Source organism: Mycobacterium montefiorense, from assembly GCF_003112775.1.
GTDB classification, from domain to species: Bacteria; Actinomycetota; Actinomycetes; order Mycobacteriales; family Mycobacteriaceae; genus Mycobacterium; species Mycobacterium montefiorense.
The window spans coordinates 832,792-847,502 of the sequence record NZ_BFCH01000018.1; the positions used below are offsets into that span (position 1 = coordinate 832,792).

Sequence of the window (14,711 nt, forward strand, 5' to 3'; positions counted from 1 at the left end):
CCTCAGCCCTCCGGTGAAATGCCAGCGGATGGCGTATTACGTTGATTCGCTTCCAGTTCAGCCAGCGCGCGCCGCAGCGCCTCGGCCTCGTCAGCACCGACACGCTCGACAAAGTGCACCAACGCGGCTTGTATGCCCCCGGAGTCCTCAGCCTGGGACAGCGCGTCGACCATTAACCCGGCGACCAGTTCGTCACGGCCGTGCACAGGTGCATAGCGGTGGGCACGGTCATCGCGGATCTGGGACACCAAATTCTTCTTGGCCAGCCGCTGCAGCACGGTCATCACGGTCGTATAAGCGAGGTCGCGGCGCGCCGACAAGGCCTCGTGCACCTGGCGGACGGTCTGCGGTTCTTGGGTGGACCACAAGTGGTCCATCACTGCGCGTTCCAGGTCCCCCAGCCGTGTCAGCTTGGCCATAGTTCGTTCATCTCCTGAGAGTCGAAATAAGCGTACTCCGGCTTACTACCGGCGGTCGTATATACCGCCGGCCGATTCGGTGTCCGACCATCGGTACGCATGCGCCCGGTCGGTGTGATCACAGACTACCCCTTGCAAAGTTAGGGCAGCCTTGCCATACTCATGGAGGTCGAGCGCAACAGACCGCCGGAGTGTCCAGAGGGCTGCTGTGACCCCCGGTCTACTCGATCGGCGAGCCCCGTGCCTTAGTGCACGGGGCTCGCCTGTTCTTTATGGCCACTTGCGGCCAGCCGTGATCACCGGCTTGCGCGATGGTGTAGACAACAGAGGGTGTCAACGTCACCAGATGCAGTGATCCCGCTCGGTTTCAACGCACCATTCGATGACCAGCTGGGCCTGCAATTCACCGAACTCAGCCCCGATGGCGTCCGCGCCCAGCTCGAAGTCACGCCCAAATTGCTACAGCCGATGGGCCTGGTACACGGCGGCGTCTACTGCTCGATGATCGAGAGCATGGCCAGCGTGTCCGCCTATATCTGGCTTTCCGCGCACGGTGGCGGCGAGGTTGTCGGTGTGAACAACAACACAGACTTCCTGCGTTCGATCCGCTCTGGGACGGCATTCGGCGCCTCCGAGCCACTTCACCGCGGCCGGCGCCAGCAGTTGTGGTTAGTCACGATCACCGATGACAAGGAGAAGGTCATCGCCCGAGGGCAAGTGCGGCTACAGAATCTCGAGCCCCAGGGCTGAGCAGCCGGCACAGGATTCCCCCAGGCCGGGGTGGCAGGATCACAGACCATGCGCCTGACGCCGCACGAGCAGGAGCGACTGCTGTTGTCCTATGCCGCCGAATTGGCTCGCCGTCGCCGTGCCCGCGGCTTACGCTTGAACCATCCCGAAGCGATCGCGATCATCAGTGACCACATCCTTGAAGGCGCGCGCGACGGCCACACCGTTGCCGAACTGATGGCCAGCGGCTGCGACGTGCTCGGTCGCGACGACGTGATGGAGGGAGTGCCGGAAATGCTGGCCGACGTGCAGGTCGAAGCGACCTTCCCGGACGGCACGAAGCTGGTCACCGTGCACCACCCGATCGCATGATTCCCGGCGAGATCCTCTACGGCAGCGGCGATATTGAGATCAACGCGAGGGCTCAACGCCTCGATATGCTGATCGTCAACACCGGCGACCGCCCGGTTCAGGTGGGTAGCCATGTCCACCTTCCACAAGCCAACTCGGCGCTGTCGTTCGATCGCGCCGCGGCTCACGGCTACCGGCTAGATGTTCCTGCTGCCACCGCAATTCGCTTCGAACCCGGTGTTCCCCAACATGTTCAGCTAGTGCCATTGTGCGGTAGCCGCGAGGTGTACGGCCTTAGCCTGAATCCACCTGGACGGCTGGACATCTGATGGCATACCTGTCTCGGGAGCGTTACGCCCAACTCTACGGCCCAACCACCGGCGATCGAATCAGGCTGGCGGACACCAACTTACTGGTCGAGATCACCGAAGACCGCAGCGGGGGACCGGGACTGGCCGGCAACGAAGCGGTGTTCGGCGGCGGCAAGGTGCTGCGCGAGTCGATGGGCCAGGGTCGTGCTTCCCGCGCCGAGGGCGCACCCGACACAGTGATCACCGGCGCGGTGGTAATCGATCATTGGGGAATCATCAAGGCCGACATTGGCATTCGCGACGGGCGGATCATCGCGATCGGCAAGGCCGGCAACCCCGACACCATGACGGGTGTGCACCCGGACCTGGTGGTCGGGCCCGGCACCGAAGTCATCGGTGGCAACGGCAAGATCGTCACCGCGGGTGCGGTCGACTGCCATGTGCATCTGATCTGCCCGCAGCTCATGGCCGAGGCGCTCGGATCCGGGGTCACGACGATCCTGGGCGGCGGGACCGGCCCCGCAGAGGGCAGCAAAGCCACCACCGTGACCCCCGGTTCGTGGCACCTGGCCCGGATGCTCGAGGCGCTCGACGGCTGGCCGGTCAACTTCGGGCTGCTGGGCAAGGGGAACACCGTCAACAGCGAGGCCCTTTGGGAGCAATTGCGCGGTGGCGCTTCGGGTTTCAAGCTGCATGAGGACTGGGGTTCCACCCCGGCGGCGATCGACGCCTGCCTGACCGTCGCCGACGCCGCGGGAGTACAGGTGGCGTTGCATACCGACACGCTCAACGAGATGGGCTTCGTCGAAGACACGCTGGCCGCAATCGCGGGCCGCTCGATCCACGCCTATCACACCGAGGGCGCCGGCGGCGGCCACGCTCCCGACATCATCCGGGTTGCCGGGCAGCCGAATGTGCTGCCCAGTTCCACCAATCCGACCCGCCCGCACACGGTGAACACCCTCGATGAGCATCTGGACATGCTGATGGTCTGCCATCACCTCAACCCTCAGGTGCCCGAGGATTTGGCCTTCGCCGAGAGCCGGATTCGGCCGTCGACCATGGCGGCCGAAGATCTGCTGCACGACATCGGCGCGATCTCGATGATCGGAAGCGACTCCCAGGCAATGGGCCGCATCGGCGAAGTGGTGCTGCGTACCTGGCAGACCGCACACGTAATGAAGCACCGGCGCGGAGCGCTGCCCGGCGACGTCTCCGGTGCTCGGGGTGCCGACAACATGCGGGTGCGGCGCTACGTCGCCAAATACACGGTCTGCCCGGCCATCGCTCACGGACTCGACGGTGAGATCGGCTCGGTGGAGGTGGGCAAACTGGCCGACCTGGTGCTGTGGGAGCCGGAGTTCTTCGGGGTTCGCCCGCACGCGGTGCTCAAGGGCGGCATGATCGCCTGGGCGGCGATGGGCGACGCGAATGCGTCGATCCCGACACCTCAGCCGGTGCTGCCGCGTCCGATGTTCGGCGCTGCGCCCGCAGCGGCCGCGGCCACTTCGGTGCATTTCGTTTCGCCGCAGGCGCTCGAGGCAGGCCTGGCCGAAAAGCTAGCGGTCAACCGGCAATTGGTCGCTGTGCGGAATACCACCGGCGTCGGCAAAGAGTCGTTGCCGCTCAACGACGCGCTGCCCGACATCGAAGTGGACCCGGACACCTTCACAGTGCGTATCGACGGCGAGGTCTGGGAAGAGCAGCCAGCAACCGAACTGCCCATGGCGCAACGGTATTTCCTGTTCTGAGACATATGTCTGCATTGGCGACGCTGCTCAACCTGGCCGATTCACGACTGCCGGCCGGCGCCCACGTGCATTCCGGCGGCGTGGAGGAAGCCGTCGCCAGCGGCCTGGTGACGAATCTGGAAACGTTAGAAGCGTTCTTGCGCCGGAGAATTCGCAGCCACGGCTTGGTCACGGCGTCGGTCACGGCGGCGGTTCACCGCGGTGAACTCGACCCCGAGCGGGCTGATCAAGAGACCGATGCCCGAACACCGGCACCGGCGGCGCGGCACGCATCGCGCAGCCAGGGGCGTGGGTTGGCGAGGCTGGCACGACGGGTCTGGCCGAATGCCTGCTGGGACGATCTGGGTTCCCAGCCGCATCTTGCCGTCGTGGCCGGGCGGGTCGGCACCGTCAGCGGCCTGACTCCCGAGCAAAGCGCGCTTGCGATCGTGTACACCACGATGACGGGCTCAGCGACCGCGGCTCAGCGGCTGCTCGCGCTGGATCCGGCCGACGTGGCGGTGCTGACGTTTCGGCTCGCAGATTTGTGCGAGCGCACTGCGGCGCAAGCATCCGTCGAACTGGCCGACTTGTCGGACCCGTTGCTCGATACCTTGGCCCAGCGCCACGCTCAGCGCGATCGACCGCTGTTTTCATCATGAGATATGTTGCAGCGCCGCTCTTCTCAGAGCGGCGTCACCGCTTCGGAATGGCGTCGGCGTGCGGCGCTTCGCTCTTGGCGTGAGCTCCCGTGAAGATGAGGTACAGAATTCCAAAACCGATAACGGTCACCGACATCAACAGAATGATGTAGTCGTCGTACCAGGGCTGGTGGGAGTCCCGCGGCCAGCACAGATTGACGATCGCCGCGACGCCGTAGATCAGCGCGCCGATATTGACGGGCACTCCCCACCTTCCAAGCCGGTACTTGCCGCTCGGCACCCACCCCTTGATCCTGGCGCGCAGGGCGGCCAGCACCACCATCTGGAACGCGATGTAAACGCCGACCGAACCGAAGCTGACGAGCTTGGTCAGCGCGTCGGTGGAGATGAGCGAGCCGACGATCAGGAACGCCGGGATGATGACCGCGATCAGCAACGAGAAAGGCGGCACGTGGCGTTTGTGGTCGAAGCGTGCCAGCAGCTTCGATCCGACGATCATGTCGTCACGACCATAGGAGTAGATCAGCCGGCTGGCGGCTGCCTGCAGGCTCAACGCACACGACACGAACGAGATCAACACGATACAGAGGACGACCTTGGAGCCGACGCCACCGAACGCCGTTTTCAGAATGGTGTCGATCGGATCGGCGTCTTTGCCACTGATCACCGCGCCGAAATCGGTGACCGACAGGATCAGGCTCAGGCAGACGAAAGTGGCTGCCGAACCGCCGATGTAGATAGTACGGCGCATCGCCTTCGGGATTTGCACGCCGGGATTACGGACCTCCTCGGCGACATCGCCACAAGCCTCGAAACCAAAAAACTGGTAAAGGGCGATCAGGCTGGCGGCCAGGAAGGCGTAGGTGTAGCTGTGGTTGCCTTCGGCGCCGAAGCTGTGGAAAAGCACCCCAAGGTTGTGGTGACGTTGGGTGCACAGCAGCCAGATACCCACTGCCAGAGCGCCGATCAGTTCGGCGCTAAAACCGAAGATGGCGAAGTAGCCCAGCATCTTGGTGCCGGTCAAATTGATGGCTGTGGCAATCGCCAACATGACGAGCGCACACAGAACCGTGGCATGTTGGGACGGCCTGAAGCCGAACACGTCAGCCACATACGGGCCCGCACCGTAGGCCGCGTCGGCCAGCAGAGCCAACAGTGTGAACATGTATACCCAGCCGGTCATCCACGCCCATTTGCGTCCCCACAACCGTCGCGCCCAGGGATAGACGCCGCCGGCCACCGGGAACTGTGCCACCACTTCGCTGAACACCAATGCAACCAACAGCTGCCCGACGCCAGCGATCAGCAGGCTCCAAATCATCGGCGGGCCGGCCGCGGACAAAGCGAACGCGAACACCGTGTAGATGCCGACGACCGGTGACAGGTAAGTGAAACCCAGCGAGAAGTTCGCCCAGGGGCTCATGTCTCGCTTGAAGTCGGACTGGAAGCCAAGGGCCTTGAGCTGCGCCTGGTCCTCGTCGTCGAGCGTCGCCCCGCTGGCAGCATCCGGCAATGACATTGCGGACTCTATATCCTCCTGGACTCCAAGGGGTTCCGAGTCGACAGCCATGTCGCTTTCCCAACGTCCCGCAGCCCGTGTGACCGGTTTTGTGAAGAACATCTGTGCTGAGTTCCAATCGTCGATGCGTCAAAACGAGGTGTGCATCTGAAGTTCCGTCAGTCGGTCAGTGATCAAATGACGGCCGTCACTACTTCTGTGTTGCCTCCTTAATCAAGGTCGCTGCCGTGCGCTTGAGGACATCGCGCTGTCTGGTGACATCGGCCATCGCCCTGCGCAGCGCGATGAGTTCGTCGCGCTCGCTGACCGCGCCGTCGCCGTCCGCGGGCGCCGTCGGCTCGACCCACCGGGCCGCGGGGTCGGAGTGCATGCCCGATTCCGCGGCCGGAATCACCTTGTGGCGCGCGCCGGCCCGGAGTCGGCCCTGGTCGCCTCGCGGTGCATTGACCACACTGGCCACCGGCCCCATCGGCGGCATGCCACCGTAGAAACCCGGCCCGATCGGCCCGGTCTGCGGCGGCGCGGCCAGCCCAGCGGTGGGAAATTGGGCGGCGGCCAACCGGATCGCGGGGGAGCTGCCCCACGACTGTGGTACCGATAATTGGCCCACCGAAGACGCCTCGCCCAAGCCGGCCGACACCCCGCCGTTGCCCAGGCCGGCCGATGCTCCATACGAGTTCGCCAGGGTTGAACCAGAACCCGACACCGATGACGCCGCAGTCGCCGGCGCCGACAGCGAACTGACTAACGGATTCCAGGCCGTGGCCACCGGCGGCGCCAGGGTCAGCAAGGCACCGGACGCGTCGAAGTTCAAACCCTCGGAGAGGATTTGGTAGCCGATGGTGTTTGCGCTGAAGTTGTTGAACAAGTCCAACAGCGAACCCCCCGAAGACGCTGCGGACGTCGTGGAAGGCGTGGTGGAAGGCGATCCCGATCCGACGGACTGCAGCAGGTTGGGTACCTGGGAGAGGGTTGATTGGACGCCCTGATTGGTCCCTGACATCGCGGCCCTGGCGACCGTATTGTTCTGGTTCGTCGATCCGCTCGAATCGGTGGTCTGCGGCGCAGAGTCGAATGCCGGCAACCTCGTCGCCGCTGACGAGGCGCCGGCGTAGCCGTACATCGCCTCGGCATCCTGGGCCCACATCTCGGAGTACTGCGCCTCGGTGGCCGCGATCGCCGAAGTGTTGTGCCCCAGAGCGTTGGTGGACACCAGCGATGCCAACAACGCCCGATTGACCTCGATCACCGGCGGTGGCACTGTGGCGGCAAACGCCGCCTCGTAAGCGGCCACCGCGGACTCCAGCTGGCCGGCGGTCTGCTGTGCTTGTGCCGCAGTGGTATTCATCCACGACACGTACGGAGCCACCGCGGCGGCCATCGCCCCCGACGAAGGACCCACCCAGGGCTGACCCGTCAGTTCGGATACCACCGCCCGGTAGGACGCTGCCGTCGAACTCAATTCGGAGGCCAATTTCTCCCAGGCCGCCGCGGCAGTCACCAATGACGCTGCCCCGGCACCCGCGTACATCCGCGCGGAGGTGACCTCGGGGGGCATCCCCGCAAAGTCCATCGGTGCGGTCACAGCATCGCCTCCTTGATCAGGCGGGCTGCCGCGTCACGCTCGGTCGCCGCTTCAGCGATGTCCTTGCGCAGCTTCTCGAGTTCGTCGCGTTCGGCTTCGGTCAGGGCACTGGCGACATGGCGGCGAGCCGGTTGCTGCCGAGCGGCCTGGCCCGAAGCCTGCTCTGCAGCGCCGGACTCGCCGGGCATTGTCGGGACGACTTTCTGATCCGGGCCACTGCGAGCACGCGGCTGCTCACCCCTGGGGGCGTTGACCAGGCTGCCGATCGGGGGTATGCCTCCGAAAAACCCTCCGGGCCCGGCCATCTCGGCCTGTGGCAAGCCGCCTAGTCCAGCGGTCGGCAGCGGCGATGCGCTGGCGGCCATCCGGACAGCGGGGGAGGTGCCCCAGGATTGCGGCACGGACAACTGGCCGACCGTCGCCGACTTGCCCAGGCCCGCCGATACGGTGCTCGCTCCGGCGCCGTGCGAATCGACCAGAGTGCCCAGTCCGGCGTCCGCCGGAGTCACATCGCTGGCCGCCGCCGCGGCCGTCGCCGGCAGCGCGAGGGTGTACAAACTCCCCATCAGCGGCGTGATACCCGAAGCAGTGAACAACGGCCCACTGATGACAAGGGCCCAGTTCCCGACGTTTTGGGTGAACAGGTTGAGACCGGTGGGGCCGCCGCTGGGGGCATCGAGCAGGCTGCCCAGCCCCGGATCGAGGTCCGCTGGGGTGGCAATCGACCCGGTCGAAAGACTCTGCAGCGCGTTCGGCACATTCGCCAGTGCCGATTGGGTACTCGGCCCGGCCGAGGACGCCGCGGCTTGGTTGACGGCGGCTGCTTGCAGCTGCGTCCCGGATGAATTGGTGGTCTGCGGCGCAGAGGTGAACGGCGTCAACCTCGTTGCCGCCGACGAGGCGCCGGCATAGCCGTACATCGCCTCGGCATCCTGGGCCCACATCTCGGAGTACTGCGCCTCGGTGGCCGCGATCGCCGAAGTGTTCTGCCCCAGAGCGTTGGTGGACACCAGCGATGCCAACAACGCCCGATTGACCTCGATCACCGGCGGTGGCACCGTGGCGGCAAACGCCGTTTCATAGGCGGCCACCGCCAACCCGAGCTGGCCGGCGGTCTGCTCGGCCTGCGCCGCAGTGGTATTCATCCACGACACATATGGAGCCACCGCCGTGACCATCACCCCCGACGAAGGACCCACCCACGGCCCGCCGGTGAGCTCCGACATCACCGCCCGATATGACGCTGCGGCTGAGCTCAGCTCCGCCGCCAACGCATCCCAAGCCGCCTCGGCCGCCACCAAAGGCCCGACCCCCGCGCCCGCATACATCCGCCCGGAGTTGAACTCGGGCGGGAGCGCCGCATAATCCACTAGCTGACCCCCGTAATAAGCCGTCCAGGCGCCAAATCAAACGCACCCGATCCGAATAGGGCGATGGCTTGACGCTCAGGTTCGTGCACGATGAGTCGCTCACGAATGGTGCGATACCTCCCCAGGACCGTCGACGCGCGCGCGGATAGAACCGCGCTCTGACGTCGACAATGTCGCACAAATAGGAATATTCACCGATATATCTGTAATTGCCATGGTTAACGACTGGCAATTAGCTGAGAGGCATTTTCTAGCTACGACACCTGCCGCTGGCTGATCGGTGTTGCGACCCGCTGGCGGCGCGTCACCGGTGGCGTAATGGCTATTAAGCTCCAGCTTTGACCGGGAGCAACGCGCCCGTTCGACCGGGGACGGAGCACATCGCGGAGAATTTGCGCAGCCCGAACGGCTATTTTAATAGTTTGCTAGACAGCCACTGAGTTATTCACTCACTGGCGCGTATCCCGAAGCCTCTGGAACCACGGGCCCGAAGTAGCCGGGTTAGGCGAAAACAGGCAATTCAGTCACCATGATTCCGGTCGGCAGCATAATCACTGCTCATAGCTCAGCCGATTGCCGGGAGGTGAACGCAAATGGGCGCGCACCCCCTCGCACCCACAAAGCTGCGGCCATCGTTGATCCGGCAGCGGATCTTCATACGCAATCGAGGGGATCACTAGTCGGCGTAGGGTCCCCACGCCTGGCGCTTCAGCGCGGCCGGTTTTTTGCCGAGTTTGCCCGCCCGCACCATCACGGCCAAGCTATCCAGGATGACCCGGCTGCTCAGCAGCGCGGTCTGCTCCGCCCAGTCGTAGGGTGGCGAGCACTCCACCACCTCGATGCCGTTGAGCCCGGGTTCGGAGATCAGCCGAATCAGGTTGAGCGCTTCGCGCGGCAGCAAACCGCCCGGCTCGGGCCAACCGGTGCCAGGCACGAATCCGGCGTCGATCACGTCAATGTCGAACGACAGATAGACCGCCTTGGCGTCTTTCCACGCGATTTCCAAGGCGGTTTCGGCGATCTTCTCAATCCCGACGCGCTCGACATCCCCGACGGTGATGACGGTGCTGCCACGCTGCCGGCCTACCTGGACGCCCGCGCGCGGCGCCTGCCATCCGCCGATGCCGATCTGTACCAGGTTGGTGGCCGGTGCGTTCTTGATGTTGGTGGCGTGGAACCACGGCGTGGTGTGCATCCGCTCGTCCAGGTCGGTTTCCTGCGTATCGACGTGGCGGTCGAAGTGGATGATGCCGACGTTGCCGTCCATGTGCGGAGCCAGACCGCGCACCGTCGGGAAGCCAATGGAGTGATCGCCACCCAGGATCACCGGGAACACACCCTGGGAGACCACATGCGACATCGCCGTGCTGATCTGGTCGAACGACTTCTCGATGTTGGCGGGAATGGTGACTACGTCGCCGATGTCGACGATGTTGAGCTGCTCTCGGAGGTCGACACCAAGCTCGTAGCAATAGGTGCCAAACAGGTTGGTGGAGCGACGGATTCCCATCGGCCCGAACCGAGTACCCGGTCGGTAGGTGGTCCCCGCGTCCAGCGGCGCGCCGAAGACGGCCACCTCGGCGTCCCCCACGTCGTGCACGTCCTCCAGGAACGGGCACTTCAGAAATGTTCCGCGTTCCCCGGCGAAATGCGGTAGCTCGCCGCGGGAAAAAGTAGACAGCGTGCGGTCGTTGATGGTGGGGGCCGCTTCCAGCCCATGGGAAAGGCAGCGCTCGATCTCTTCCTGGTGGCGCCGGGTCGACAGCTCGGCTTCGGCCTGCTGTGCCCAGGCACCTTCACGATTAGGAATATCGGCGTGGCCGGCGAACGGATTGATCATCGTTTTCCTCTCGTCGAGTACCAACTCACGGTGGAGGATGCCCCGACGACCAGGATCAAACGAAAGAAGAGTTCAACGATGGTATTCGGTTGACCGGCGCGCTAGGCATCCCGCGGTCACCGTCTTGTCGCTCTCCGGGTACGGCGAACTCGTCCGGGCGGCCGTCTCGGCGCGCCACGATTCAAGCTACCTGCTTTGCCTCGGACTTACGCTTTTGCTAGCCGTCAGACGGCTGTGACTTTCCTGGGGAATGACTGCCGATGTATGCCTACCTGAACAAAACGAGCCATCTTTTGGCCTATACGCTGGCATAACACCATGCCGAACGCGAGCGACTGTTAATTGCCTTCGAAAGACACGACATGCCAACACATTCCCACAGCCATCCGCATCCACAGGTCGATCGGCCAAAGCGCGTCCGCCAGCCGGGGGAGCCGCTGCGCATCGGCGTCGGCGGCCCGGTCGGCTCCGGAAAGACCGCGCTGGTCGCCGCGCTGTGCCGCCAGCTGCGCGACGAGCTTTCGGTGGCGGTGCTGACCAACGGCATCTACACCACCGAGGACGCCGACTTCCTGCGCAAGCACGCGGTACTGCCGATCGATCGGATCGCGGCCGTGCAGACCGGTGGCTGCCCGCACACCGCGATTCGCGATGACATCACCGCGAACCTCGACGCGATCGACGACTTGATCGCCGCCCACGAAGCGCTGGACCTGATCTTGGTCGAGTCCGGCGGCGACAACCTCACCGCGACATTCTCGTCCGGCTTGGTGGACGTCCAGATTTTCGTCATCGACGTGGCCGGCGGCGACAAGGTGCCGCGCAAGGGCGGCCCAGGTGTGACCTACTCGGATCTGTTGGTCGTCAACAAGACTGACCTCGCCCCGCTGGTGGGTGCCGACCTGGATGTGATGGCGCGCGATGCCGACACGGTGCGTGATGGCCGCCCCACGGTACTGCAGTCCCTGACCAGGGATCCGGCCGCCACCGAAGTGCTGGCGTGGGTGCACTCGCAGCTCGCCGCCTATGCACTCTGAGGTTTTACTGATCGCATCCAGCGATCGCTTGCCGCGCATCCAGTGCAGCGGCGGTATCCAGGCCCGCTGCACCGGGCCCGACACCGTGCATCTGGTGTCGGCGGCCGCCACCCCGTTGGGCGGGGACACCATCACCATCCGGGTCATCGTCGAAACCGGTGGCGTGTTGAAGCTGCGCAGCGCGGCCGCCACCCTGGCCCTGCCCGGCGCGAAAACCCCTACGTCGCATGCGTGTTGGGACATCCAAGTGAGCGGAACTCTCGACCTCGATCTCGAACCGACCGTGGTGGCTGCCGATGCCCGACATGTGTCGGCGGCGACGTTGGTCCTGCGCGACGACGGCCGCATCCGCTTCCGCGAGCGTGTACAGATCGGCCGATGCAACGAGCGCGAAGGCTTCTGGTCCGGATCGCTGCGAGCCGACCGGAACGATCACCCGCTGTTGCGGCACCGGATGGAATTGGGCGCCGGGTCGGTCGCCGACGACAGCATTGCGGCTCCACGGGCAACGATCAGCGAATTACGCTACCCAGCAACAGAATTCACTGACATGCCCGGCGCATCCACCGTACTCGAGTTGGCGGGCGGCGGGACGCTCAGCACGTGGCAGGCCGACCGGCTGGTCGGCTAACTGGCGGCTCGGGCGGTCTCTGACTCGCGGGCTTCGGCAGCCATTTCGGCCAGCTGTTCGAGCCGTGTCCGGGCAAAAGCCTGCTGATCAGTGATCGTCAGCTGGCCACGCCGTGTACTCAGGAACGTCACCGTCCACGAAAGCAGCGTGGTGATCTTGGTCTTGAACCCGATCAGATACACCAGGTGCAGGACCAACCACATCAGCCAGGCGATAAAGCCGCTGAATTCCAGCGGTCCGATCTTGGCCACCGCCGAGAATCGCGACACCGTGGCCATCGAGCCCTTGTCGAAGTATTGGAACGGCTCGCGCTGCGTGGGGTCGGCCCCGTCGAGCTCTGCCTTAATCGCGCCGGCCACGTACTTGGCGCCCTGAATCGCGCCCTGCGCGACTCCTGGCACTCCGTCGACCGCGGCCATGTCGCCGACAACGAACACGTTGGGGTATCCGGGTACCGACAGGTCGGGCAGCACCTTGACCCGTCCGGCCCGATCGAGTTCGGCGGGCGACTGTTCAGCGATGTCACGACCCAATCGGCTGGCCTGCACACCGGCGGACCAGACCTTGCAAGCGGATTCGATGCGCCGGACGGTGCCGTCGGAATCCTTGACCGTAATGCCGTTGCGGTCCACGTCGGTGACCATGGCGCCCAGTTGGATCTCGACGCCCATCTTCTCCAGCCGTGTTTTTGCTCGCTCACCGAGCTTTTCGCCCATCGGCGGCAACACCGCCGGCGCGGCGTCGAGCAGAATCACCCGCGCCTTGGTCGAATCGATGTGGCGGAAAGCGCCTTTCAAGGTGTATTCCGCCAATTCTGCAATCTGCCCGGCCATTTCGACGCCGGTGGGGCCGGCCCCGACGACGGTGAAGGTCAGCAGCTTCTTACGGCGCTCGGGATCGCTCGACCGCTCGGCCTGCTCGAAGGCGCTCAGAATGCGGCCGCGCAGCTCGAGCGCGTCGTCGATCGACTTCATACCGGGCGCGAATTCGGCGAAGTGGTCGTTCCCGAAGTACGACTGGCCGGCGCCGGCGGCGACGATCAGGCTGTCGTAGGGAGTGTCGTAGCTGTGGCCCAGCAACTCCGAGACGACGCACTGATTGGCCAGGTCGATGTGGGTGACGTTGCCGAGCAGCACCTGGACGTTGCGTTGATTGCGCAGGACAACCCGGGTCGGGGGAGCGATCTCACCCTCGGAGATGATTCCGGTGGCGACTTGGTAGAGCAACGGCTGAAACAAGTGATGCGTGGTGCGGGCGATCAACTTGATGTCGACGTCGGCCCGTTTGAGTTTCTTTGCCGCATTGAGCCCGCCGAATCCCGACCCGATGATGACAACTCGGTGCCGTCGCTTCGGTTCAGCTGTGGCTTCCTGCTGAGGGCTCATTACTCTGGATGCTCCTGGTGGGGCTTCATGTCGCACGGATTCAGTTAGCTACTACGGTAGTCAACGCGCTGCCGCGATACCCAGGTCGTAAGCCTGTGCAATCAACCACATCATCCCGTCGGCCCTGGTCACGCCAACGTGATTCGCGTCATGTCCGGCGCCGAATGCGACCCCGATTACATACCGAGCAGTGGCCGCAGCGCCTCGGCGGCAGTCGTGATGACACCTGGGGTATACCCATGCCCGGCGAGGCTAATGACCACACCGTCGATGCCGGCGTCGATCACCTTAGTCTTGATCTGCTCGGCGACGCTCTGCGGGTTGCCCACCACCAGAAACCCTGGCGCGTTGGGAATGTGGTCCAGCTTGATGTCCTCGCTGAAGATGATCGTCAGATACGCGGTGGTCTCGAGTGTCGAACGGTCGCGGCCCGCCTCGTCACACCTGTCAGCCAGCGCCTTCAACTTGCCGGGCAGTTCGTCGAGGCCCGCGATGATGTTGAGGTGGTCGGCGTTGCGCGCCGCGATCGCGAAGGTCTTCTTCTCGCCACCGCCGCCGACCATGACCGGGATGCTGTCCCGGTAGCGCGGGTTGGCTAGTGCGGATTCGGTGTTGTACCACTTTCCCGAGAACGTGGGGCGCTCACCCTTGAGCATCGGAAGGATGATTTGCAGCGCCTCGTCGAGCCGGTCGAACCGCTCGCTGAAAGTGCCGTACTCGAAACCGAGCTGCTGGTGCTCGAGCTCAAACCAGCCGGCGCCGATGCCCAGAATCGCCCGGCCGGCGCTGACCACATCCAGCGTGGTGAGGATTTTGGCCAGCAGCGCGGGGTTCCGGTACGTGTTTCCGGTGACCAGGGTCCCCAGCTGAATCCGTTCGGTAGCGGTGGCCAGCGCACCCAGGGCGGTGTAGGCCTCCAGCATTGGCTGGTCGGGCGACCCCAACGACGGCAATTGGTAGAAGTGGTCCATCAGATACAGCGAGTCGTAGCCCGCCGCTTCGGCCTCGCGCGCCTGAGCGATCACCGCCGGGAAGAGTTCGTCCACCCCGGTGCCGTAGGAGAAGCTCGCTATCTGCAGACCAAGCCGAATAGCCACGGCTCCTACCGTAGCGAGCGGCTATGGAAATGAAACGAAATACGC

General features: G+C 64.6%; 14 protein-coding genes and 1 riboswitch. Of the genes, 7 read left to right on the forward strand and 7 right to left on the reverse strand.

Annotated elements, in window-relative coordinates:
• Positions 1-2: 2 nt before the first annotated feature.
• Positions 3-419 carry a BlaI/MecI/CopY family transcriptional regulator gene (locus DB708_RS16295; RefSeq protein ID WP_108923506.1) on the reverse strand — a complete coding sequence of 139 codons (417 nt, stop codon included), beginning with the start codon at positions 417-419 and terminating at the stop codon, positions 3-5.
• Positions 420-749: 330 nt separating this feature from the next.
• Between DB708_RS16295 and DB708_RS16300 the strand changes: the two genes are divergently transcribed.
• From DB708_RS16300 to DB708_RS16320, 5 genes are read left to right on the forward strand one after another with little or no spacing between them, the layout of a single operon-like run.
• Positions 750-1,169, forward strand: a complete 420-nt coding sequence (locus DB708_RS16300; RefSeq protein WP_108923508.1) for a PaaI family thioesterase — start codon at positions 750-752, stop codon at positions 1,167-1,169.
• A gap of 48 nt (positions 1,170-1,217) precedes the next feature.
• Positions 1,218-1,520 carry an urease subunit gamma gene (locus tag DB708_RS16305; protein ID WP_108923510.1) on the forward strand — a complete coding sequence of 101 codons (303 nt, stop codon included), beginning with the start codon at positions 1,218-1,220 and terminating at the stop codon, positions 1,518-1,520.
• On the forward strand, positions 1,517-1,828 hold the full coding sequence (locus DB708_RS16310) for an urease subunit beta (RefSeq protein ID WP_108923512.1): 312 nt from the start codon (positions 1,517-1,519) through the stop codon (positions 1,826-1,828). Before DB708_RS16305 ends, DB708_RS16310 begins: the two co-directional genes overlap by 4 nt.
• On the forward strand, positions 1,828-3,561 hold the full coding sequence (locus tag DB708_RS16315) for an urease subunit alpha (protein ID WP_108923514.1): 1,734 nt from the start codon (positions 1,828-1,830) through the stop codon (positions 3,559-3,561). The genes DB708_RS16310 and DB708_RS16315 overlap by 1 nt, the downstream gene beginning before the upstream one ends.
• Before the next feature lie 5 nt (positions 3,562-3,566).
• Entirely contained in the window at positions 3,567-4,202 is a 636-nt protein-coding gene (locus DB708_RS16320) for an urease accessory protein UreF (protein WP_108923516.1), read from the forward strand.
• Between the two features lie 34 nt (positions 4,203-4,236).
• Here the strand turns inward: DB708_RS16320 and DB708_RS16325 are convergent, their stop codons facing one another.
• The 4 genes from DB708_RS16325 to DB708_RS16340 all read right to left on the reverse strand — a co-directional run bounded on the left by DB708_RS16325 (position 4,237) and on the right by DB708_RS16340 (position 10,516).
• The gene (locus DB708_RS16325) at positions 4,237-5,721 is read right to left on the reverse strand and encodes an APC family permease (protein WP_165839834.1); all 1,485 of its coding nucleotides are present in this window, start codon (positions 5,719-5,721) and stop codon (positions 4,237-4,239) included.
• 190 nt (positions 5,722-5,911) lie between these two features.
• Positions 5,912-7,306 (reverse strand): PPE family protein, encoded by a 1,395-nt coding sequence (locus DB708_RS16330; RefSeq protein ID WP_235616789.1) that lies wholly within the window; start codon positions 7,304-7,306, stop codon positions 5,912-5,914.
• On the reverse strand, positions 7,303-8,676 hold the full coding sequence (locus DB708_RS28090) for a PPE family protein (protein WP_108923520.1): 1,374 nt from the start codon (positions 8,674-8,676) through the stop codon (positions 7,303-7,305). The genes DB708_RS16330 and DB708_RS28090 overlap by 4 nt, the downstream gene beginning before the upstream one ends.
• A gap of 676 nt (positions 8,677-9,352) precedes the next feature.
• Positions 9,353-10,516 carry an agmatinase family protein gene (locus DB708_RS16340; protein WP_108923521.1) on the reverse strand — a complete coding sequence of 388 codons (1,164 nt, stop codon included), beginning with the start codon at positions 10,514-10,516 and terminating at the stop codon, positions 9,353-9,355.
• A gap of 113 nt (positions 10,517-10,629) precedes the next feature.
• Positions 10,630-10,692, reverse strand: a riboswitch (guanidine-III (ykkC-III) riboswitch).
• Between the two features lie 186 nt (positions 10,693-10,878).
• Here DB708_RS16340 and ureG point away from each other — a divergent pair.
• Together ureG and DB708_RS16350 are read left to right on the forward strand one after the other, a co-directional pair.
• Positions 10,879-11,553: an urease accessory protein UreG gene (gene ureG / locus DB708_RS16345; RefSeq protein ID WP_108923523.1), complete on the forward strand. Its 675-nt coding sequence runs from the start codon at positions 10,879-10,881 to the stop codon at positions 11,551-11,553.
• Positions 11,543-12,184 carry an urease accessory protein UreD gene (locus tag DB708_RS16350; protein WP_201263536.1) on the forward strand — a complete coding sequence of 214 codons (642 nt, stop codon included), beginning with the start codon at positions 11,543-11,545 and terminating at the stop codon, positions 12,182-12,184. Before ureG ends, DB708_RS16350 begins: the two co-directional genes overlap by 11 nt.
• On the opposite strand, the gene DB708_RS16355 is transcribed toward DB708_RS16350, so the two are convergent.
• Complete coding sequence (locus DB708_RS16355; RefSeq protein ID WP_108923525.1) at positions 12,181-13,569, reverse strand: NAD(P)/FAD-dependent oxidoreductase; 1,389 nt, start codon at positions 13,567-13,569, stop codon at positions 12,181-12,183. The two genes, DB708_RS16350 and DB708_RS16355, sit on opposite strands and share 4 nt — an antisense overlap.
• A 176-nt stretch (positions 13,570-13,745) precedes the next feature.
• On the reverse strand, positions 13,746-14,666 hold the full coding sequence (locus tag DB708_RS16360; RefSeq protein ID WP_108923527.1) for an LLM class F420-dependent oxidoreductase: 921 nt from the start codon (positions 14,664-14,666) through the stop codon (positions 13,746-13,748).
• Positions 14,667-14,711 lie beyond the last annotated feature (45 nt).

What these genes read in the sequence shown, in the direction of transcription:
- DB708_RS16295 (WP_108923506.1), bottom strand. Translation starts at nt 419, where the DNA reads ATGGCCAAGCTGACACGGCTGGGGGACCTGGAACGCGCAGTGATGGAC.
- DB708_RS16305 (WP_108923510.1), top strand. Translation starts at nt 1,218, where the DNA reads ATGCGCCTGACGCCGCACGAGCAGGAGCGACTGCTGTTGTCCTATGCC.
- DB708_RS16310 (WP_108923512.1), top strand. Translation starts at nt 1,517, where the DNA reads ATGATTCCCGGCGAGATCCTCTACGGCAGCGGCGATATTGAGATCAAC.
- DB708_RS16315 (WP_108923514.1), top strand. Translation starts at nt 1,828, where the DNA reads ATGGCATACCTGTCTCGGGAGCGTTACGCCCAACTCTACGGCCCAACC.
- DB708_RS16320 (WP_108923516.1), top strand. Translation starts at nt 3,567, where the DNA reads ATGTCTGCATTGGCGACGCTGCTCAACCTGGCCGATTCACGACTGCCG.
- DB708_RS16325 (WP_165839834.1), bottom strand. Translation starts at nt 5,721, where the DNA reads ATGTCATTGCCGGATGCTGCCAGCGGGGCGACGCTCGACGACGAGGAC.
- DB708_RS16340 (WP_108923521.1), bottom strand. Translation starts at nt 10,516, where the DNA reads ATGATCAATCCGTTCGCCGGCCACGCCGATATTCCTAATCGTGAAGGT.
- ureG (WP_108923523.1), top strand. Translation starts at nt 10,879, where the DNA reads ATGCCAACACATTCCCACAGCCATCCGCATCCACAGGTCGATCGGCCA.
- DB708_RS16350 (WP_201263536.1), top strand. Translation starts at nt 11,543, where the DNA reads ATGCACTCTGAGGTTTTACTGATCGCATCCAGCGATCGCTTGCCGCGC.
- DB708_RS16355 (WP_108923525.1), bottom strand. Translation starts at nt 13,569, where the DNA reads ATGAGCCCTCAGCAGGAAGCCACAGCTGAACCGAAGCGACGGCACCGA.